This is a genomic window from Hoyosella altamirensis (genome assembly GCF_014191505.1).
In the GTDB taxonomy this organism is placed as follows: domain Bacteria; phylum Actinomycetota; class Actinomycetes; order Mycobacteriales; family Mycobacteriaceae; genus Hoyosella; species Hoyosella altamirensis.
In genome coordinates this window covers 892,300-912,511 of sequence record NZ_JACHWS010000003.1, presented here as the reverse complement: position 1 = coordinate 912,511, position 20,212 = coordinate 892,300, and the positions used below count along the sequence as shown (strand labels likewise).

20 protein-coding genes are annotated in these 20,212 nt (G+C 63.2%); 5 read left to right on the top strand and 15 right to left on the bottom strand.

Annotation, left to right across the window (positions count from 1 at the left end):
* Positions 1–80 precede the first annotated feature (80 nt).
* From FHU29_RS18335 to FHU29_RS18315, 5 genes are read right to left on the bottom strand one after another with little or no spacing between them, the layout of a single operon-like run.
* Complete coding sequence (locus FHU29_RS18335; protein ID WP_064442535.1) at positions 81–1,205, bottom strand: acyl-CoA dehydrogenase family protein; 1,125 nt, start codon at positions 1,203–1,205, stop codon at positions 81–83.
* The gene (locus FHU29_RS18330) at positions 1,202–2,197 is read right to left on the bottom strand and encodes an acyl-CoA dehydrogenase family protein (RefSeq protein ID WP_064442534.1); all 996 of its coding nucleotides are present in this window, start codon (positions 2,195–2,197) and stop codon (positions 1,202–1,204) included. Before FHU29_RS18330 ends, FHU29_RS18335 begins: the two co-directional genes overlap by 4 nt.
* Complete coding sequence (locus FHU29_RS18325; RefSeq protein WP_064442533.1) at positions 2,194–3,342, bottom strand: acyl-CoA dehydrogenase family protein; 1,149 nt, start codon at positions 3,340–3,342, stop codon at positions 2,194–2,196. Before FHU29_RS18325 ends, FHU29_RS18330 begins: the two co-directional genes overlap by 4 nt.
* A 4-nt stretch (positions 3,343–3,346) precedes the next feature.
* Positions 3,347–4,207: an enoyl-CoA hydratase gene (locus FHU29_RS18320; RefSeq protein WP_064442532.1), complete on the bottom strand. Its 861-nt coding sequence runs from the start codon at positions 4,205–4,207 to the stop codon at positions 3,347–3,349.
* A complete protein-coding gene (locus FHU29_RS18315; RefSeq protein ID WP_064442531.1) occupies positions 4,204–5,805 on the bottom strand; it encodes a FadD3 family acyl-CoA ligase in 1,602 nt (533 codons plus the stop codon). The genes FHU29_RS18320 and FHU29_RS18315 overlap by 4 nt, the downstream gene beginning before the upstream one ends.
* Before the next feature lie 101 nt (positions 5,806–5,906).
* Between FHU29_RS18315 and FHU29_RS18310 the strand changes: the two genes are divergently transcribed.
* Genes FHU29_RS18310 through FHU29_RS18295 form a run of 4 tightly spaced genes read left to right on the top strand, consistent with a single transcriptional unit; the run spans position 5,907 to position 9,617 of the window.
* Positions 5,907–7,058 (top strand): acyl-CoA dehydrogenase family protein, encoded by a 1,152-nt coding sequence (locus tag FHU29_RS18310; protein ID WP_064442530.1) that lies wholly within the window; start codon positions 5,907–5,909, stop codon positions 7,056–7,058.
* Entirely contained in the window at positions 7,055–7,837 is a 783-nt protein-coding gene (locus tag FHU29_RS18305) for an SDR family oxidoreductase (protein ID WP_064442529.1), read from the top strand. Before FHU29_RS18310 ends, FHU29_RS18305 begins: the two co-directional genes overlap by 4 nt.
* Before the next feature lie 8 nt (positions 7,838–7,845).
* Complete coding sequence (locus FHU29_RS18300) at positions 7,846–8,442, top strand: TetR/AcrR family transcriptional regulator (protein WP_064442528.1); 597 nt, start codon at positions 7,846–7,848, stop codon at positions 8,440–8,442.
* A gap of 23 nt (positions 8,443–8,465) precedes the next feature.
* The gene (locus tag FHU29_RS18295; RefSeq protein WP_064442527.1) at positions 8,466–9,617 is read left to right on the top strand and encodes an acetyl-CoA C-acetyltransferase; all 1,152 of its coding nucleotides are present in this window, start codon (positions 8,466–8,468) and stop codon (positions 9,615–9,617) included.
* Between the two features lie 130 nt (positions 9,618–9,747).
* Here the strand turns inward: FHU29_RS18295 and FHU29_RS18290 are convergent, their stop codons facing one another.
* Genes FHU29_RS18290 through FHU29_RS18275 form a run of 4 tightly spaced genes read right to left on the bottom strand, consistent with a single transcriptional unit; the run spans position 9,748 to position 14,040 of the window.
* A complete protein-coding gene (locus tag FHU29_RS18290; RefSeq protein ID WP_183377601.1) occupies positions 9,748–10,911 on the bottom strand; it encodes a sn-glycerol-3-phosphate ABC transporter ATP-binding protein UgpC in 1,164 nt (387 codons plus the stop codon).
* 50 nt (positions 10,912–10,961) lie between these two features.
* On the bottom strand, positions 10,962–11,801 hold the full coding sequence (locus FHU29_RS18285; RefSeq protein ID WP_064442698.1) for a carbohydrate ABC transporter permease: 840 nt from the start codon (positions 11,799–11,801) through the stop codon (positions 10,962–10,964).
* Positions 11,798–12,694 carry a carbohydrate ABC transporter permease gene (locus FHU29_RS18280; RefSeq protein ID WP_183377618.1) on the bottom strand — a complete coding sequence of 299 codons (897 nt, stop codon included), beginning with the start codon at positions 12,692–12,694 and terminating at the stop codon, positions 11,798–11,800. Before FHU29_RS18280 ends, FHU29_RS18285 begins: the two co-directional genes overlap by 4 nt.
* A gap of 50 nt (positions 12,695–12,744) precedes the next feature.
* Positions 12,745–14,040, bottom strand: coding sequence for an ABC transporter substrate-binding protein (locus FHU29_RS18275; RefSeq protein ID WP_183377600.1), 1,296 nt, complete (start codon positions 14,038–14,040; stop codon positions 12,745–12,747).
* Positions 14,041–14,292: 252 nt separating this feature from the next.
* On the opposite strand from FHU29_RS18275, the gene FHU29_RS18270 reads away from it, so the two are divergent.
* A complete protein-coding gene (locus FHU29_RS18270; RefSeq protein WP_083962199.1) occupies positions 14,293–15,309 on the top strand; it encodes a LacI family DNA-binding transcriptional regulator in 1,017 nt (338 codons plus the stop codon).
* Here FHU29_RS18270 and FHU29_RS18265 read toward each other — a convergent pair.
* The 6 genes from FHU29_RS18265 to FHU29_RS18240 form a co-directional block, all read right to left on the bottom strand.
* The gene (locus FHU29_RS18265) at positions 15,306–16,259 is read right to left on the bottom strand and encodes a glycine-rich protein (RefSeq protein ID WP_157094968.1); all 954 of its coding nucleotides are present in this window, start codon (positions 16,257–16,259) and stop codon (positions 15,306–15,308) included. The two genes, FHU29_RS18270 and FHU29_RS18265, sit on opposite strands and share 4 nt — an antisense overlap.
* 134 nt (positions 16,260–16,393) lie before the next feature.
* Positions 16,394–16,765: a nuclear transport factor 2 family protein gene (locus FHU29_RS18260; protein ID WP_064439470.1), complete on the bottom strand. Its 372-nt coding sequence runs from the start codon at positions 16,763–16,765 to the stop codon at positions 16,394–16,396.
* A gap of 3 nt (positions 16,766–16,768) precedes the next feature.
* Positions 16,769–17,830, bottom strand: coding sequence for an NAD(P)H-dependent flavin oxidoreductase (locus tag FHU29_RS18255; protein WP_183377599.1), 1,062 nt, complete (start codon positions 17,828–17,830; stop codon positions 16,769–16,771).
* Positions 17,827–18,582 carry a CoA-transferase subunit beta gene (locus FHU29_RS18250; protein ID WP_064439469.1) on the bottom strand — a complete coding sequence of 252 codons (756 nt, stop codon included), beginning with the start codon at positions 18,580–18,582 and terminating at the stop codon, positions 17,827–17,829. The genes FHU29_RS18255 and FHU29_RS18250 overlap by 4 nt, the downstream gene beginning before the upstream one ends.
* The gene (locus tag FHU29_RS18245; protein WP_064439468.1) at positions 18,579–19,439 is read right to left on the bottom strand and encodes a CoA transferase subunit A; all 861 of its coding nucleotides are present in this window, start codon (positions 19,437–19,439) and stop codon (positions 18,579–18,581) included. The genes FHU29_RS18250 and FHU29_RS18245 overlap by 4 nt, the downstream gene beginning before the upstream one ends.
* Entirely contained in the window at positions 19,432–20,196 is a 765-nt protein-coding gene (locus FHU29_RS18240; protein ID WP_064439467.1) for an enoyl-CoA hydratase family protein, read from the bottom strand. The genes FHU29_RS18245 and FHU29_RS18240 overlap by 8 nt, the downstream gene beginning before the upstream one ends.
* Positions 20,197–20,212 lie beyond the last annotated feature (16 nt).

Below are 20,212 nucleotides of genomic sequence, written 5' to 3'. Positions count from 1 at the left end.
TGTTGCGTCGCAATAGCTGCAGTGTATTTGTCCTGAACAAATGAGAACCAGTTCTATCTAGTGCGCGCAGGCGCGTCCCACTACTCAGGGAGCAGTTCAGCGATGTGATGTTGAGGCTGCCCGAAAAGCTGGCCACTTGAATGAGCGCGTTTGAAATACAGGTGGGCATTGTGCTCCCACGTGATCGCGATACCGCCGTGCATCTGGATCATCTCCGCTGCTACAGCCGCCAGCGTCTCTGTGCACGCCATCCGGGCGATGAGGGCTGCACGCGTGCTGCCTGGCTCGTGTTTGTCGAGCGCATCCCCTGCTTCGTAGCATGCAGCCCGGGCGGATTCCACGAGGACGTACAGGTCCGCCATCCGGTGCTTGAGCGCCTGGAAGCTGCCGATAGGCCGCCCGAACTGAACCCGCTCTTTCGAGTAGGAGACGGTATCGGCGAGTGCCTGATCTGCTGCGCCAATTTGCTCCGCCGCAAGCACCGCATATACCTCGTCGCGCAGCCGCGAAAGTGCCGGAGCGAAGTCGGCTGTGCCGATACGTTTCGCGGCTGCGTGCGTAAGGGAAACAGTGGCGAGCCGAAGTGTCTGGTCCATTGTGGGGGTCGCGGTACGCACGACCCCGGCCTCGCGGGGATCGACTTCGAAGAGCCCTAGCTGCGCGCGATCGCCCTCGAGGTGAGCGACCGCGAGCACCCAATCTGCGCTGTGACCCTCTAGTACGTACGCGGCAGTCCCCGAGAGGCGATACATACCGTCGCCGCAGAGTTCGGCCGTGAAAGCGACGCTGCCGGTTCGCCATTGACCATCGGCACCAGTCCAGGCCAGCGCTGCCGTTGCCGTGCCCTCCGCTATCTGGGGGAGCAGCCGACGTTTCGCGTCGGCGTCGCCGCAGTGCACGAGTGCCCGGGCAGCCATTACCGCGCTGCCAAAAAATGGGGTGGGTGTGAGTCCGCGACCGAGTTCTTCGGCCACTATCTGCAGCTCCCGGATGCCTGCTCCGAGGCCGCCGTGTTCCTCAGGTATCGCCAGCGCAGCAACCCCTACCTGGACGCACAGAGTCGACCACAGCTCGCTGTCGTAGCCGAGCGCGGATGCGGCCGCTGCGCGCGTCTTCTCGAAGCTCGACTTCCGTGCGAGGACGCTACGGATGGTACGTCCGAGTTCGGCGTGTTCGTGCTGTACGTGCGGTGCTGCCACTGTCATGCTGCTGCTCCTGACATCACGGCGCACAGCACCCGATCGCGGTGGAAAGCTTGTGTTCCCCACGTTGTTTGCAGCGCACGGACTTTGGTGAAGCACTGTCCCAGGTCGTGCTCTGCGGTGTAGCCGATCGCGCCGTGCACTTGCAGTCCCGTACGCGCCCCTAGGTACGCCGCTTTAGCGGTGGCGACACGTGCCGCAGAGACGTCGCGTGCCTGGGTGGCTGCGCCGGATGCGACAGCTACCGCGGCGCCGTGGACGAGCGGACGGGCCAACTCGAGCGCAGTCGCAACATCCGCGAGCATGTGTTTGATCGCCTGGTACTGCCCGATCGGCTTCCCGTACTGACGGCGTTGTTTCGCGTAGGCGACCGTGTCGTCCAGGATGCGCTGCCCGAGGCCAAGCAACTGCGCGGCCGATGCGAGGACGGCAGCATCGAAAGCGGCGCACGCGCCGTCGGTAGCAAGCCTGGCGAGCTGACGCTGCGGCTCGAGGCGGAAAAGCCTTCGCGCCTCGTCGACGGAACGCTCCAGAACTCCGGGCACGAACTCTGCCAGGGTGGCACCGTCGGCGATGAGGCGAACGTCAGCAATGTCGGCGTCGAGTGCGAAAGGCGTATGGGGCGGCATCGCAAGGGTCGCGACGCTCTCTCCGCGAGCGAGCGCCGGAAGCCACCGTTCGGCGAGGGTTTCTTCGGAGCGCAGCAGCATGGGGACGGCCGCGAACGATTCGACTATCGGGCCGGGGACAGCGTGGTAGCCGAGAACCTCGAACGCGACTGTGAGGTCTACCGCGTCCGCGCCGGCCCCATCGTGTTTCTCGGGGATGACGAGCGCGGAGACCCCAAGGTTCGCCAGCTCTTGCCACAGCTTGAGTCCAGGTCCGTGCTCACCGCCCGACCAGGATCTGATGGCGCCGGGCACGTCTGACGTTTCCAGTAGGTGACCAATGCTGGCCGCGAAGTCGCGGTGCTCGGTGGAAAGTGTGAAGTTCATTGATTACCCCTGGGCAGGCCAAGTAGTCGTTCGGCGACGATGTTGCGCTGGATCTGGTCAGTTCCGCCGTAGATCGGCCCGGCGAGGGCGAATAGGTAACCGTCCAGCCAGCCACTGTGGAGCTCCGCGGCTGAACCGAGGATGTCGAGCGCGGTCTCGTGCAGGTCGATGTCCAGGGCCGACCAGAAAAGCTTGTTGACGCTCGACTCCGGTCCGAGCTCGGCGCCTCGCTCGAGGCGGCTGACGGTGCCGAAAGTGTAGAGCTGGTAAGCCCGCGCGCTGATCCACGCATCGGCGACGCGGGCCGAGAGTGCGGTGTCCGCAAGGTCAGCTGTGTTCGCGGGGTCACGCCACAATTCGACGAGCCGGTCGGCGGCTTTCAGAAACCGCCCGGGGCTGCGAAGCGACAGGCCGCGCTCGTTGTTGGCGGTTGTCATAGCAACGCGCCATCCGGCGCCGGGCTCACCGATGACATCAGTGTCGGGGACGAACACGTTGTCGAGGAAGATTTCCGCGAATCCTGTTTCGCCGTCAAGCTGCCGGATGGGGCGCAGTTGCACCCCGTCCGCGTGCAGGTCGAACATCACGTAAATCAGCCCTTTATGGCGTTCACTGTCGCGATCGGAACGGAATAGCCCGAACGCGGCGTCCGCGAAGGCGGCGCGTGAACTCCAGGTCTTCTGGCCGTTGAGCAGCCAGCCTCCGTCGGTCCGCGTAGCGGTACTGCGCAGCGCGGCGATGTCGCTTCCGGCCTCTGGTTCTGACCAGGCTTGTGCCCAGATCTGCTCACCGGAGGCCATGCGAGGCAAGACGCGTCGACGCTGCTCGTCCGTGCCGTGTGAGAATAGGGTCGGTCCCAGCATGTTGATGCCGTTCGCGCTGACCCGTGGTGGCGCACCCGCCGCGAAATACTCTTCTTCGAAGATCACCCATTGCAGCAGTGATGCGTCGCGGCCACCGAACTCGAACGGCCAGGACACGACGGAAAGCCGCGCATCAGCGAGCCGCCGCTCCCAGGCGCAGTGCTGTTCGAAACCCGTCGCAGTGTCGTAGGATTCGCGCGGCGCGTGGTCGACGTTGTCCCGCAGCCAGGCGCGCACCTCGTCGCGGAAGGCGATGGTCGCAGCGTCAAGATCGAGATCCACCAGTTCAGCCCTTCTTGGCTTGTGCGGCCATCGATTTCGCGTCCTGCCCACCCAGGGAATCGCCGCCGGATACTTCGGCGTTGTGCGCGTGCGCGAAGTGGTGCAGGCCGAACACAGAATCCATGCCGCTACGCAGCCCCATCAAGTCCTCAGCCTGGTTGACGGCCTTCTTGGTCAGCGCGAGGCCAAAAGCTGGCATTTCCGCGATTTTCCCAGCCAGGGCGAGGGTTTCGCTTTCCAGAGCATCGCGCGGAACTACCCGATTGACCATGCCCCATTCCTTCGCCTGCGCGGCTCCGAACCGTTCACCCGTGAAGAGCACCTCCTTGGCTGCCCGGGGCCCGAGAACCCACGGGTGGGCGAAATACTCGACGCCCGGAATGCCCATCCGCACAACGGGGTCAGCGAAGAACGCATCCTCGGCGGCAACGATCATGTCGCACACCCACGCCAGCATCAGCGCACCGGCGATGCACGCGCCCTGCACGCTCGCGATGGTCGGCTTGGGGATTTCCCGCCAGCGGCGGCACATCCCCAGGTACACCTCGCTCTCGCGCGCGAAGCGCTGATCACCTCCCTCGCGGTCAACGTGGTCCCACCACATCACCGCCTTGTTGTCGTAGTGTACGTTGACGTCTCGGCCGGGCGATCCGATGTCATGCCCGGCCGAGAAGTGTTTCCCTGCGCCCGCAAGCACAATCACTTTCACCTCGGCATCCTCGACAGCGCGAGCGAAAGCCGCATCCAGCGCGTACGTCATCGCCGAGTTCTGCGCGTTGCTGAATTCTGGACGATTCATCGTGACGAGTGCGACGGGCCCCCGGCGCTCATACAGGACGACCTCATGGTCGGATGTGGGTGTCATGAAACCTCCTGGAGTGCTGATTCGCGCAGGTCCCGTTTGAGGACCTTGCCTGCAGGGTTACGGGGCAGCGCGTCGATGAAATGCACCTGTCGCGGGACTTTGTAGTTCGCGAGGTGCTTTTTGGCGTAGGTGATGACCTGATCCGCGCTGAGAGTGTGGCCGTGTTCGACGCGCACATACGCGCGCCCCACTTCACCGAGGCGCTCATCAGGGACACCGATGACGGCCGATTCTGCCACGCCTGGCAGCCGTGCGAGACACTGTTCGACCTCAGCGGGGTAGACGTTGAAACCACCGCTGACGTACATGTCTTTGATGCGATCGGTAATTTTCAGATAACCCTCGCCGGAGAGGGTTCCGGCGTCACCGGTGTGCAGCCAGCCTTCCGCATCGATGGCGGCTTCCGTGGAGTCGGGATCGTCCAAGTAGCCGAGCATGACGTTCGGTCCGCGGAGCAGCACTTCGCCCTGTTCGCCAGGTGCGCAGTCCGTCCCGTCCTGGACGACTCGAACCTCAAACGATGCGGCAGCGCGGCCACAGGTTGTGGCGACGGTTTCGGGGTGGTCATCTGGGCGGCACATCGTCGCGACCACCGCTTCGGTGAGACCGTACGCGGTGAGGACGACGCCGAATCCGAGGTCGTTTCGCATCCGCTCGACCAGCGTGACCGGCACGGTGGCGGCTCCGGTGACCGCGAGGCGCAGACTGCTGAGGTCGTGGCCGTCGCGGCGGGGATGTTCGAGCATCATCTGGTAAATCGTTGGAGCTCCGGGGAGTACCGTAATCCGTTCGCGCTCAATAATTTCAAGTGCACGATCCACGTCGAACGTCGCCTGCGGGTACATAGCGGCGCCAGTCAGGATGCAGACGAGGATTCCGGCCTTGTAGCCGAAGCTGTGGAAGAACGGATTGACGATGAGGTAACGGTCGTCGTGAGTCACGCGGCCGATATCTGCCCACGCGGCAGCAACACCAAGCGATTGCGCGTGCGAACTCATCGCGCCTTTGCTGCGCCCTGTCGTGCCTGAGGTGAAGAGGATGTCGCACACGTCATCCGCGGCGACGCTGGACGCTCGCTGATCGATGATTGCGGGGGTGACGCCGCTATCGGTCATGTCGTCCCAGTTCAGTGCGCTGGGGTCGGCGCCGATAGGTCCGTCAACTGGTATCCGGACGATCGTGCGTAAGGCGGGCAGTGTCTCCTCGAGGTTTCCAGCGGTGTCACGCAGCTGCGTGAGCCGGTCCGTGCCGAGGAACGGGCCCGCGACGATCAGGGCGGAAGCGTGGGTCCGCGCGAGGATGTCGAGTGCTTCACCGCCGGTGAAGCGAGTGTTAATCGGCACGAGCGTGGCCCCCGCCGTGAGTGCTCCGAGCGCGGCCACGAGCCAGTGATGGGTGTTCGGTGACCACACCGCGATGCGATCGCCCGGGCGGATGTCCCGCGCGATGAAAAATCCGGCGCAGTGCTGCACCCGTTCGAGGAGTTCACGGTACGTCAGCCGAGTTTCTCCGTCGATGATCGCGTCCCGGTTGGGGTGCTGTTCCGCCGTCGCGCGCAGTGCCGCGGGAATCGATCCCCGGTGGCCGAACGGACTCACTTTTTACCTCCCTAGCAAGTGCTTGGTAGAGTAGCCTACGGGCAATCAAAAAGTTTCGCCAGTAAGCCCGACAAGTAGCACAGGAAGGGGCCGGTAAGTCCATGGAATCGGATCCGGAGTTCAGGTCACGAGTCCGAGCCTGGCTCGATGACAACCTGGACGGACGATTCGCCCACCTGCGTGGACGGGGCGGTCCAGGACGGGAACATGAAGCCTTCGCCGAACGTGTCGAGTGGGAGCGCCACCTCGCGGCCGCGAGCTTCACCTGTATCGGCTGGCCCAAAAAACACGGCGGACTAGGTGCGAGCCTCACCCAGCAAGTGATTTTTTACGAGGAATACGCTCGCGCCGGTGCACCTGCAACCGTCAGTCACGTAGGTCAGGAACTGCTCGGCCCCACACTCATTGAGTTCGGCACGGAGGAACAGCAACGGCGGTTCCTGCCCGGGATCCGGAACGTCACCGAACTATGGTGCCAGGGGTACTCGGAGCCGGGCGCGGGGTCTGATCTCGCGTCCGTCAGCACAACCGCCAAGCGTGACGGGGACGAGTGGGTCATCACTGGACAGAAAGTGTGGACCTCGCTGGCACACGTCGCGGACTGGTGCTTCGTCCTCGCTCGTACTGAGCCGGGCTCCAAGCGCCATCACGGGCTGTCGTACTTACTCGTACCCATGAACCAACCTGGAATCGAAGTGCGGCCCATCAACCAGCTCACCGGTACGTCGGAATTCAACGAAGTCTTCTTCGACGGTGCGCGCACGGCCGTGGATTGCATCGTTGGTGAGCCCGGCGACGGCTGGCGCATCGCGATGGGGACGCTCGCGTTCGAGCGCGGAATCGCCACACTCGGCAAGCAGATCGGGTTCCGCCGTGAGCTTGACGCAGTCATCGGCGAAGCGAAGGTGAGCGGCGCTTACGACAACGCCGCGGTGCGTGACGCGCTTGCGCGTGCGTGCGTGCGGCTTGACGTGATACGCGCGTACGCTCTGCGCTCACTCGGCAAGGTCGACGCAGGTACTGCAGCAGCCTCGAAGCTGCTCTGGGCGAATTGGCACCGTGACCTCGGTGATCTCGCCTTGACGGTGCGCGGCGCCGCAAGCCTCACCGTGGGCGACGGCTACGATCTCGATGACTGGCAGCGCCTCTGCCTCTTCACCCGCGCCGACACCATTTATGGCGGCTCTAACGAAATCCAGCGCAACATCATCGCTGAACGTGTGCTCCAGCTACCCCGTGAGGTGCGTCAATGATTCCGCTCCCCAGCCCGCCATCCGGTCGTGACCTGCTCGCCGGCAAGGTCGTCGTCGTCACCGCGGCAGCCGGTACCGGCATCGGTTCCGCCGTCGCTCTGCGCTGTCTCGAAGAGGGCGCGAACGTCGTCGTCTCGGACTGGCACGAGCGCCGTCTCAAAGAGAAAGCAGCCGAACTCGACGCAGCCTATCCCGGCCGTGTGCACGCAGAAATATGCGACGTGACCTCGGAGTCTGATGTACAGGGGCTGATCGATGGTGCCGCCAGCCATTTCGGCCGTATCGACGTTGTGGTCAACAACGCAGGTCTCGGCGGTTCGAAGTCCATCGTCGATATGACAGATGACGAGTGGTCGCGTGTCATCGACGTGTCTCTCACCGGGACATTCCGCGCAACACGCGCGGCGCTTCGCCAATTCATCGCACAAGGTAATGGGGGAGTGGTGGTCAACAACGCGTCGGTTATTGGCTGGCGCGCCCAAGCGGACCAGGCGCACTACGCTGCGTCGAAGGCAGGCGTGATGGCTCTGACTCGATGCGCGGCAGTCGATGTCGCAGAACATGGCATCCGTGTCAACGCGGTCGCCCCGAGCCTTGCAGCTCATCCGTTCCTCGCAAAAGTGACCTCCGAGGAGTTGCTTCGCGATCTGGAGAAGCGAGAAGTGTCCGGCCGCGCGGCAGAACCCTGGGAAGTCGCCAACGTCATCGTTTTCCTCGCAAGCGACTATTCGTCATACCTTACGGGTGAGGTTATTTCCGTAAGCAGCCAACATCCGTGAGGTGAAAGATGCCCGCTTCGACCAAACTCGGTACCGGACGCCGGGGTGAATTATTGACTCTCGCTTGTCATCTCTTCGCAGAGAGAGGCTTCCAGGCGACCACGGTTCGAGATATCGCCGAGGCTGCGGGCATCCTGTCCGGCAGCCTGTACCACCACTTCGATTCGAAAGAGACGATGGTGGACGAGATCATCCGGACATTCCAGGATGAACTTTTCACCGAGTACGACGCCATCATGGCAATGGATCTGGGCCCGCGGGAGAAGCTCGCGGCCGTCATCGCCACCTCGTTCGAAGCAATTCACAATCATCGTGACGCAGTCGCGATCTACCAGCACGAATCCAAATACCTGCAGCAGTTCGAACGCTTCAGTTATCTCATCGAGCGCAACAAGCAGTACCGCGACATCTTGATGTCACTGCTTGCTGAAGGAGTTTCCGCGGAGGTTTTCCGCGAGGACCTCGACGTGGAAATCACATACCGCTTCATTCGCGATTCCGTGTGGGTCGCGGTCGGCTGGTATCACCCGGAACGCGGTCTCGCAGCGAGCGAAATCGCGGAGCGTTACCTCGGGATCGTGCTCGACGGAATATCCCGAAAATAGCCTGCTACATCAAGGAGATTCTTATGCCCGAAGCGCTCATCGTTGACGCCGTACGCACCCCTGTTGGGAAGCGCGGAGGAGAACTCAGCGCAGTACATTCCGCCGACCTCGGTGCCCACATCCTGTCCTCGCTTGTGGCGCGCTCGGGTATCGACCCCGAAACGGTCGACGACGTCATCATGGGATGCACCGACACGATCGGCTCTCAGGCGGGCAACGTTGCCCGAACGTCATGGCTGGCGGCAGGTCTGCCCGAGCATGTTCCGGGTGTAACTGTGGATCGGCAGTGTGGCTCCAGTCAGCAGGCCATTCACTTCGCGGCGCAGGCAGTGATGTCCGGTACCGCTGACGCCGTGATCGCTTCGGGCGTGCAGAACATGAGTCAGATCCCGATCAGTGCGGCGATGCTCGCCGGGCGGGAATATGGCTTCGATGATCCGTTCACCGGCTCCAAAGGCTGGGTTGAGCGGTACGGCTCGGGTGCCGTTTCCCAGTTTGAGAGCGCGGACATGATTGCCCGGCATTGGGACATCACCCGCGAACGGATGGAAGAGTTCGCGCTTGCGAGCCACCAGCGCGCCCTCGACGCGATTGATTCCGGCCGGTTCGATGCTGAGCTCGCTCCGCTCGGCGACTGCACAGTAGATGAATGTCCGCGTCGCGGAACGACTCTAGAGAGAATGGCTTCGCTCAAGCCCCTCGGTGACGGATCCCGGCTGACGGCCGCAGTGGCCAGCCAGATCTGTGACGGTGCTGCGGCCACGCTTGTTGTTTCCGAAGACTACGCAGCGAAGCACGGCCTGCGCGCGCGAGCGCGAATCCACCACATCTCGGTGCGTGCGGCTGACCCTGTCTGGATGCTCACCGGGCCTATTCCGGCGACACAAGTCGCATTGCGAAAAGCCGGATTGAGCATCGACGACATAGATCTGTTCGAAGTCAACGAGGCATTCGCCAGCGTCGCCCTCGCCTGGAGCGATGAACTAGGCGCGGACCCAGCACGTGTCAACGTCAACGGTGGTGGAATCGCGCTTGGCCACCCCATCGGTGCGACAGGCGCGAAACTCTTCACGACATTGCTACATGAACTCGAGCGTCGCGGTGGCCGCTACGGACTCCAGACCATGTGCGAGGGCGGCGGTACCGCGAACGTCACGATTATTGAGCGGGTGTAGCTGTTCGTTGCTCACCTGAGGGGGCTCCGGCCAATGCAGTTTGTTGTTTGCCCGTCTTTGAGCGACAGCAGTGAGTGGTGTCGCTGAGAGGTGGGCGGACAGTTGGGGGGTGTTGGTGCGGGGGCTGGGGTTATTGTTCGGTGAGGTTTTTGCCTGTGTCTGTGTCGAAGATGTGGATTTTTTCGGGGTTGAGCCAGAGTTGTGCGGGGTGGCCGGTTTGGACTTGTGATGCGGCGTCGAGGCGGGCGGTGATTTGGGTGCCGAGTTCCATGTCTTGGCCCATGTCGCGGGCGAGGTCGTCGAGGTCGCGGGAGTGGGCGCTTTGGCCGTGGACTCGGAAGTAGGCGTAGATGTCGGAGCCCATGGATTCGACGAGGTCGATGGTGACGGGGAATGTGTGGCCGGGGGTGTTGCCGGTGAGGGTGGCGTCTTCGAAGTGTTCGGGGCGGGCGCCGATGATGACGTTGCGGTCGGTGCCGGTGGTTTCGAGGGTGCGGCGGATGCGGTCGGGCATTTCGATGGTGCCGAGGTTGCTTGTGAGGGTGTTGTTTTCGATGGTGGCGGGGAGGAAGTTCATGGAGGGGCTGCCGATGAATCCGGCGACGAAGAGGTTGGCGGGGTGGTGGTAGAGCTGGGTGGGGGAGCCGACTTGCTGGACGATGCCGCCGCGCATGACGACGACGCGGTCGCCGAGGGTCATGGCTTCGGTTTGGTCGTGGGTGACGTAGAGGGTGGTGGTGCCGAGGGTTTTCTGGATTTGGGCGACTTGGGTGCGCATTTGGACGCGGAGTTTCGCGTCGAGGTTGGAGAGTGGTTCGTCCATGAGGAAGGCTTTGGGTTTGCGGACGATGGCGCGGCCCATGGCGACGCGCTGGCGCTGGCCGCCGGAGAGGTTTGAGGGTTTGCGGTCGAGGTGCTGGGTGAGTTCGAGCATGGTGGCGACGTCGTCGACTTTTTGTTTGATGGTGGTTTTGTCGGTGCCGGCGAGGACGAGGGGGAAGGCGATGTTTTCGGCGACGGTCATGTGGGGGTAGAGGGCGTAGGACTGGAAGACCATGGCGATGTCGCGGTCTTTGGGTGCTTTGTCGTTGACGACGGTGCCGTCGATGCGGAGTTCGCCTTCGGTGATGTCTTCGAGTCCGGCGACCATGTTGAGGGTGGTGGATTTTCCGCAGCCGGAGGGGCCGACGAGGATGATGAATTCGCCGTCGGCGATGTGGAGGTTGAAGTCGTCGACGGCGAGTGCCCCGTCGGGGTAGCGCTTGATGACGTGGTCCAGGACGATCTCGGCCACTGGGGGCTCCTTCGCGTTGTGGGTGCCGGGGTTTGGCTTTGGGGGCGGGGTTAGCCTTTGACGGCGCCGGAGGTCAGGCCAGCGACGATGCGGCGCTGGAAGAAGAGGACGAAGATGACGATGGGGATGGTGATGATGACCGCGGCGGCGGCGATGGCGGCGGTGGGGCGTTCGAAGGTGGTGGCGCCGGTGAAGTAGGACAGTGCGGCGGGCACGGTGCGTGAGGCGCTGGTGGTGGTGAAGGAGATCGCGAAGAGGAAGTCGTTCCAGCAGGCGATGAACACGAGGATCGCGGTGGTGAAGACGCCGGGCATGGCGAGGGGGGTGATGACTTTCCGGAATGCCTGGTAGGGGGTGGCGCCGTCCATTTTGGCGGCTTTTTCGAGTTCCCAGGGGATTTCGCGGAAGAACGCGGACAGGGTGTAGATCGCGAGTGGGAGCGCGAAGGTGACATACGGGATGATCAGGCCGAGCCAGGTGTCGAAGGTGCCGATCGCGGTCTGGATCTGGAACAGGGGGGTGACGAGCGCGATCTGGGGGAACATGGCGATGAGCAGGGACACGGCGATGATGGTTTTTTTGCCGGGGAAGTCGAGCCGGGCGATGGCGTAGGCGGCCATGGTGCCGAACACCAGCGCGATGAAGGTGGAGATCAGGCAGATGCCGATGGAGTTGATCAGGGCGCGGATGAATTCGTAGTCGGTGAAGATCTGCTGGTAGGACTCCGCCGACGGGGAGCGGGGCAGGAAGTTGCCGTCGTTGAGGGTGCCGGCGTCTTTGAGTGACAGCGATACGATCCAGATGACGGGGATGAACGCATACAGCAGGACGAGGATGTTCACGCCTGTCCACATGGCTTTGCGCTGGGTGGTTTCTTTCTGGTAGCTCATCTGCGATCGTCTCCTGCCCCTGGTGCCGCGGCCCCGAAGAGCTTGATGTATATGAACGCGATTATCGCGATGCTGATAAAGATCAGCACGGACATGGTGGACCCGATGCCGAGGTTGAGCCCGCGTATGAGGTTGTTGTACGCGAGGATCGACACCGAGGCGGTGTCGTTCGCGCCGGCGGTGAGCACGAAGATGTTGTCGAAGATGCGGAACGAGTCCAGGGTGCGGAACAGCAGCGCGACCAGGATGGCGGGTTTGATGATCGGGACGGTGACCCGCCAGAACCGCTGCCAGGCGTTCGCGCCGTCCATGGACGCGGCTTTAAGCAGGTCTTCGGGGACTAGCGCGAGCCCGGCCATTAACAGCAGCGCCATGAACGGGACGGTTTTCCACACCTCGGACAGGACGATGATCCACAGGGAGGACCACCGTTCGGTTAAGGGTGCGGAGTCCCCGGCCAGCCAGCCCAGGTTCTGGGTCCAGGCGAAGCGCCAGGAGAACGCGGCCACCACGGTCACGATCGCGTAGGGCACCAGCGCGGAGGTGCGGACCAGGCCGCGGCCGACGATGGTGCGGTGCATCACGATCGCGAGGAGCATGCCCAAAACGAGCTGGAAGAACGTGCCGATCACGGTGATGAACATCGTGACACCGAACGCGTTCCACCAGATCGGGCTCGACAGCACGGTGATGTAGTTACCGAGCCCGATGAATTCCTGATCATCCGGGGTGCGCAGGTCCGACCGGAAAAACGACAGCCACACCGCGTAGATCAGCGGGTACGCCGCCACGGCGAGCATCACGATGATCGCGGGGGCGCACAGCAGCAGGCCGAGGCGCCGTTCGGCGCGTTTGCCTTCGCTGTGGCGCTGTTTCGCGATCGCGGTGCCCATATCGGTGCCGGTGTCCGCGCCGAGCGCGGCCGGGCCAGCTGAACTCGTGGTCATGGCAGGATGCCCCTTCCTTCCAGGGTGTCCTGAATGCGATCGCGCAGCTCGTCAGCTGTCGCCTCAGGGTCAATCGCCGCCGGTGGTGACAACGCGGACGACACGATCGTGGAAATGTTCTGATAGAACGGTGTTTTCGGCCGCGGGACCGCAACCTCAAGCTGCTCAAGCAAAATCTCATACATCGGATACGCTTCCTGGAACTCAGGATCGTCATACACGGTGATGTTCGAGGGAACATCACCCGCATCTAGCGCGGCCCACAACTGATGCTCCGGATTACGCAGGCACATCGCGGCGTCGAAGGCTTCATCCGGATGCTCGCTATACGTACTGATCGCGTAATTCATCCCGCCGAGCGTGACGCTGGGGGTTTCGCCGGGCACCACTTCGGGGTATGTCGCGAACGCCATGTCCTCATAGACAGCGCGGCTCTGCGCATCCGTTTCCGCTGCCGAGCGCATCGCACTGAGCACGTACGGCCAGTTCAGACTGAACGCTGACCGGCCCTGCTGGAACTCAGCGAACACCTCGGGCTCCTGCGCGTTGGACAGTGACGCACTCGCGAGCCCAGAGCGGGCATATCGCTGGAGAAGCTCAAGCGCTTGCACAGTGTTCTCGTCGATGGTGGCTTCGGTGCTGTCCTCGTTGACCAGATCGCCGCCGAACGAGTTCAGCAGCGTGTTGAACCCCACGACCAGACCCTCATACCGTGCACCGGTGAACCCGATCTCGTAAATCTCGCCGCGGTCCCGCAGGTCAGACGCCATCTCCAGCATCTCATCCCACGTCTGCGGCGGTTCCGGGGTCAGCGACGGCCGGTACCAGAGAAGCTGCACGTTCGTGTGTTTCGGGATGCCGTACAGCACGTCCTGCCAGGTCGCGGTGTCGATCGGCGGCTGCAGAATGTCGGCAGTAGCGAGTTCCGCCTGCTCCGGTGTCAGCTCACGGATCCACCCCGCTTCCGCGAACTCCGCCGTCCACGTCACATCCATCCCCAGCAGATCCATACCCGAATCCCGCGACGCCAGCCGGCGCACGAACTGCTCACGCTGACTATCCGCATCCGCGGGCAGGAGATTCCCCTGAATCCGGTACCGGCCCTCAGCAGCCTCATTACACGCAGCAATGATCCGGTCAAACCCCACCGCAGCAGTACCGCCGTACACGTTGACAACCACTGTGTCATCCGATGCGCACGACGCTAAACCTACAGCTAGCGCCCCGGCCGCTGCCGCCGCCGTGACTTGCTTCCACCTATGCGAGCGCACTCTGTGGAACCGAGGTTCCATAACTTGCTCCTAAACGTTGAACGCACTTTCACATGCGAGTCCGGTGAGAGAAGGCGCGAGCACCGAGGGGGACTGGTGAACGGGGCACTGGGCTACTCGGGGGCAACTAGGTACTCCGGCTTCAGGCCGGACGGCTCTCGCCAGATCTGATATTTGTATGTGTCCTAAACCACGTAAGCGTTTGCGGAAAACGTTTGCGTTACTATATCCGGGACACCGCAGTCGCTGTCAAGGGTGGATGGAGAGAAACTGATGCCAAAGTCTCATGAGGTGACGATGGCCGATGTGGCCCGGGCAGCCGGCGTCTCACTTGCGACGGTGTCGCGGGTGCTCAGCAACGCGCCGGGGGTCGGCGCTGCTACTCGGGCGCGAGTACGCCGCGAAGCGGAGCGCCTCTCCTATGTCGTCTCACCCGAGGCATCCGGCCTCGCCCGCGGAACCACACAGCGGGTGGCGGTCTTAGTCTCGCGGCTTACCCGCTGGTTCCACGCATCAATGCTCGAAACGATCGAGAGCGAATTGCGGGCGGAGGCCATCGATGTCCTCATTTACCAGGTTGAGCACCCGGAGTTGCGGGCCCAGTTCTTCACCGAACTGCCCGCCCGTCGAAAGGTCGACGCGGTCCTGCTGATCGCGCTGCCGCTGGATGAACGCGAAGCAGAGAGGCTCGCGGATCTCAACGTGCACGTCGTCGTAGCTGGCGGTCAGATTCAGCCCTACCCCTACGTGAAGATCGACGACCGCGCCGCCGCGCGGAAGGCCGTCGACCACTTACTCGAACTTGGACATGAGCGGATCGCCATGATCACGGTCGACGACCCGGCCTCGTTGTACTGGTCTTCGGTAGCGGAACGCCTACAGGGCTACACGGAGAGCCTCGCCGCCGCGGGCCTGGAGGCTCGGCGGGATTACGTGGTTCGGCTTCCCTATGGAATAGAGGCCGGCTGCGAAGGCATGAGCCGACTCCTTAAGTTCGCCGAGCCGCCCACCGCTGTCGTCGCCTATTCCGATGAAATGGCGCTGGGGGCGCTCCGTGAGCTTCAGCGGAGCGGTATCCAGGTGCCGCACGAAATGTCCCTGGCAAGCTTTGACGGGCACCCGGTCGCGAAGCTATTCGGAATCACCACGATCGATCAGCGTGTCACTGAGCAGGCGCGGGTAGCGGCCAGGATGACGCTGGACCTGATGGCCCGGAAATCGGTCAGGCCATCGGTGCTGGTCGATACTGATCTCGTGATCGGTGAATCAACGGGTGCTCCGCGGCGCTAGCTGAGTCCGATCAGGCTGCTGAAGTCGATGCAGAGGGATCCCTGGCAGCCGGGGTCTTCTGGTGCGGTGTAGACGATGGTCACGCTGGGCGTGTCGGTACTTTGAGCGATCCCGGTGGAATCACCGAGGGAAGAGCCTCCGCCGCCTCCGCCGCCTCCGCCAGGAACGTTTGAGCCGCCACCACCCCCGCCGCCGTGCAAACCGCCGCCGCCACCGCCGCCCGCGGGGCCGGATCCTGGCCCACCCGTGCCGCCGATACCTAGAGCGCCACCTTCACCATCGCGAGCAGGGGAAGGAACTCCCAAGCCACCATCGCCGCCTGCAGAGCCGGTTCCGGCTCCGCCGCCCTCACCGGATGCACTGCCACCGCCGTTGCCAGCGTCGCCGCCCGGTGAGGAGCCTGCGCCGCCGCTTGCGCCCCCACCGCCGCCACCGGCCGCGACGATGAGCCGAGAGTTCAGATCGGCAGCGTTGGTGCGTACATCGGATGCTCCGCCCCCGCCACCACCGCCGGACCCTCCGTTGCCGCCGCCGTTCTGTCCACCTGCACCTGGCGAAACGGTCGCGCCGTCCACGCCGTTACTGCCGACGAACAGGAAAAGTGTTCCCGATAGGCCGCTCAGCGTGTTCGTGGCGGTCCCGGCCAAGCCGCCGGCTCCTCCAGCGACTCCTCCCGCGTCAGCACCGCTGCCTCCGTGCCCGCCGATGGCTGTGAGTTCCAGTGTGTCTACCCCAGCGGGAATCAGAAAGACGTGCGGCCCAGCAGCGTCGTATACGCACGTCACCTCATCGTCTATCTGCGTGCACTCGGTGGGCAACTGCGCGGTGGCGGTGGCGGGAAATACCAGTACTGCGGCAGTGAGAATGCATGCGCCGCCGAGGCCTGCGGCACTGCGGCGCAGCGAGGCCCTTCGCCGTCGATCGGTACGGATCATTCGCGGCTTCCCCATGTCGTTCTCCACATCTGTTCCGGACCCGGCGAGTTGGGCGAATGTGGATACGCTAGCGAACTGCTGCAACGAGGTGCGGTGAATGCCCGAAATTGACGCAGGAATGCTACAACACCGAGACGGGGAATCTGACGTCACTCCACCGTCATGTCGTCCTGCGACCAGTAGGCCCGCATGCTGGTGATTTTGCCATCGCTGTCGAACGTCATGACATCGATGGGATTGACAGTGATGGTCTGATCACCGGCCTTTGCGACCACCGTCAGCCCGAACGCTGCGCTGTCTCCGGCGACGCGCACACCCTGATGTTCGGCGGTGAGGTCTGCTTGGCACACCGTGGCGTAGAACTTCTCGATCGCGTCGCGGCCTTCATGCGGTGGCGTGCCCACCGGGTCTTCGACGACTGCGTCGGCAGTGTAGAGATCGGCGATGTCGGACGCGGAACCCGCGGTGAGTCGCTTCGCATATCGTGCGACGACCTCGCGGATCTGATCAGGTGTAGCCATTATTCATCCTTCCGTGAGTTTGCTGAGTTCCGCGAGCCGGATTTCAGCGTCGGTAATGATGCGGTCGACGAGGTCGGCGACCGTGGGCAAGTCTTCGAGCATGCCGACGACCTGGCCTGAGGCGAGGACACCTGCCTCGGTATTGCCCTCGACGAGGCCCGCGCGCAGCAGCATCGGCGTATTCGCTGCCATCATGAGCTGCGACCAGGTCATGTCGTTGCCGCGTTTTGTGGCTAGTCCTTCGCGGACAAGTCCACGCCAGGAGACGCCGGTGAGTTTCTGGAACCGCTTCGTGTTGCGTGCGGCGTGCGCGAGGCCGCGGACAGGACCGGATTGTTCGAGATGATTGACGAGGGTCGTGCGGAGCACGCGGTGCGGCATGCCATCGACTCTCCGGGTCACGACTGTGTCGTTGAGGCCGCGGGCGAGATACTCGCGCTTAACCTCCTCAGGCACGGTGCTCTCCTGCGTCAGCAGAAAACGCGTGCCCATTCCGATTCCCGCCGCACCGTATGCAAGTGCGGCGGCGAGTCCGCGGCCGTCGAAGAACCCGCCAGCTGCGATGACGGGGATGTCGACAGCGTCGAGTACGGAAGGCAGCAGGAGCGTGGTGGCGACGCCGCCCGTGTGACCGCCGCCTTCTCCGCCCTGAACGAGCACCGCGTCCGCGCCCCAGCTTGCGACCTTGTCCGCGTGGCGCGCAGCTCCGACGGACGGAATGACGACGATGCCTGCGTCTTGGAGTTTCCCGATCATGTCCTTATTGGGGGCGAGCGCGAACGATGCGACGCGCACCCCCTCGCGGATGAGCAGATCGACCCGCTGTTGCGCGTCCTCCGCGTCGGCACGCAGGTTCACCCCGAACGGTGCGTCGGTGCGACTTTTGGTTTCACGAATTGCTTGTGCGAGTTCGTCGTACGTCATCGTTGCTGACGCGAGGATGCCGAGCGCCCCGGCCTGTGCGGTGGCGGTGACGAGCCGGGGTCCCGCCACCCAGCCCATGCCGGTCTGCACTATCGGATGGCGGACACCCACCAGGTCGGTGAGGGCCGTATTCAGGGTCATGGCCGAACCTCTTTGTCACGCAGGCATTTCGGATCGAGGACGTCACGGATGAGGCGCAATTCTTCGATCGTCGGTTCACGGGTTTCGGTGAAGTCTGAAGTATCCAGCGCGAATGCCGTGTTTTCGGTGACTTCTTGCAGGGTGACGCCTGGGTGGAGTGACACGATGCGCATGGAACGGTCGGGTGTAGCGAAGTCGAAGACCCCGAGGTTGGTGACGACGCGGTGGACGTCATGGAACTTCGACGCGGCGGGCCCAGCTTTTTGCGCGTTGTCATAGCCGACGCCGGACACGACATCCACCGTGTCTACGAATACTCGTGGTGAATGCCGGGGAACCCAGTAGCTCGTCCGGTGATTCACCGTGTTACCGGGCGCGCCGCGCACACCGAGCAGTTGCCGCGTGGGTCGTGAGTGGTCGCCAATCGCGGAGATGTTCTGGTTCCCGAAGCGATCAATCTGACTCGCACCCATCACTACATGGCGTGTGCCGTGCGGGACGATGACGTCGAGCATTTTCTTGAACGGCTGCCAGCCTTCGATAACGTTCTCGTCAGCCGCGATGTCCGATTGCGGCGTGAGTAAAAATGCCTCACCGTCGGACAGCAGCAGATCGGGTTCGAAGGTCTGGCGGGCGAGCTTCGCCCCAAGTTGCGGTACCACTCCCATTGGGCTGGCTACGATTTCGCCGTCGCCGCGGAAAAGTTCCGCGCACGCGACGACAGCGATCTCTGCGCGGGTGGCGTCACTCATGCGGCTTCCTCCCTCAGTTTCGCAACCTCAGCCTGGTAGTTCGCTTCGTCACCGGCGAGGAATCGGTCGTGGAAGCTACGCCATGCATCGGCTGTCTTCGCGCTCTCGGCGTAGAGGCGCTGGAATGCCTCGTCACGCCCGTAGTCCGGGTAGCACGACGTGAAATGCGCACCGTTCGGCGCCTCGACGACACCGGTCACTGCACCGCGGTTCAGCAAGAGGGTCTGGACCGGTTTTCCCCGCGTGAGTTCCTCTGTCGGGATGACCTTTTCGGCTGACACGAAGCATCTGTCCGCGGCAAGCGCGAAGTCATCGTCGAAGTACGGGTCTGGGCCGAGGTATTGCGCGTTTCCGCGCATGTCGGCGCGGTTCATATGGATGAGCGCGGCGTCGAGTCGCAGCGCCGGCATGGCGATAAGTTCTTCGTCGCTGTACGGGGAGCGGACGGTTCTGAGGTCCGGATTGGTGGTGACGACGCTCGATCCCAAACCGGCGCGAATCGGCAGGAACGGCAGTCGCTTCGCCGCTGCCGACAAGCCGGCAGCGAACATTCCTTCGTCGTACTCGGTCACGCTCAAGAGTCCGTCCTGCCGTGCCTGGCAGAAATGGGGGTCTAGCGGGACCGAGTCGAGAGTGACAAACCCGAACACGAGCTTTCTGATCTTCCCGGCCGCAGCAAGTAAACCCACGTCAGGACCGCCGTAGGAAACCACCGTGAGGTCCTTTACGTCAGATCGCAGAATTGCGCGCACAAGGGCCATGGGCTTGCGCCGAGAACCCCAGCCTCCGATTCCGATGGTCATGCCGTCTTCGAGTACACCGGCGATTTCGTCCGGAGTCATGCGTTTGTCAGCCATTAGCACCCTTCGTTCGCGCGAGGAAATCTTGACGTGCGCCGTCGGACACACCCGCGAGATTCAGTTCAAATGTGAAGCCTTGTTCGTAGCGGTAACTGCGATGGACGGGCTGCGGATCGATCCCGTTGATCGCCTCCTTGGCTTTGCGGATGACGCGCGTATCTTTCTCGGCAATCGCACGGGCGACTTCGAGTGCTGCTTCGTCGAGATTCTCACGCGGGACGACGCGGTACACGGACCCGTGGTGCAGGAGTTGCTGCGCGGTGATGGTGCTAGCGGTGTAGTAGAGGGCGCGCATCAGATGCTGGGGCACGAGCCGGGCTAGATGCGTGGCAGCCCCGAGTGCGCCCCGATCGACCTCTGGCAGGCCGAATGTGGCGTCGTCAGAAGCGATGACGATATCGGCATTGCCGACGAGCCCGATTCCACCGCCAAGGCAGTAGCCATTCACGGCCGCGATCACTGGAACCCTGCAGTCGTAGACAGCGGAAAATGCGGCGGCGCAGCCTTGGTTGGCACCGATCAGTGCTGCGTATCCTTCGCTCCGCTCGATCTCTTTGATGTCGACTCCAGCGTTGAATCCGCGCCCTTCTGCACGAAGGATCACGACGTGGCAGTCAGGGTCGTTGCCTGCGGCGGTGATCGCGTTCGCGACGTCGAACCATCCCTGCACTGTCAGGGCGTTGACGGGTGGTGCGTTCATCGTCACCGCCCGGATGTGCTTCCCGGAATTGATTGAACCGACGGCTGATGTCATAAATACCTCCGCTAGC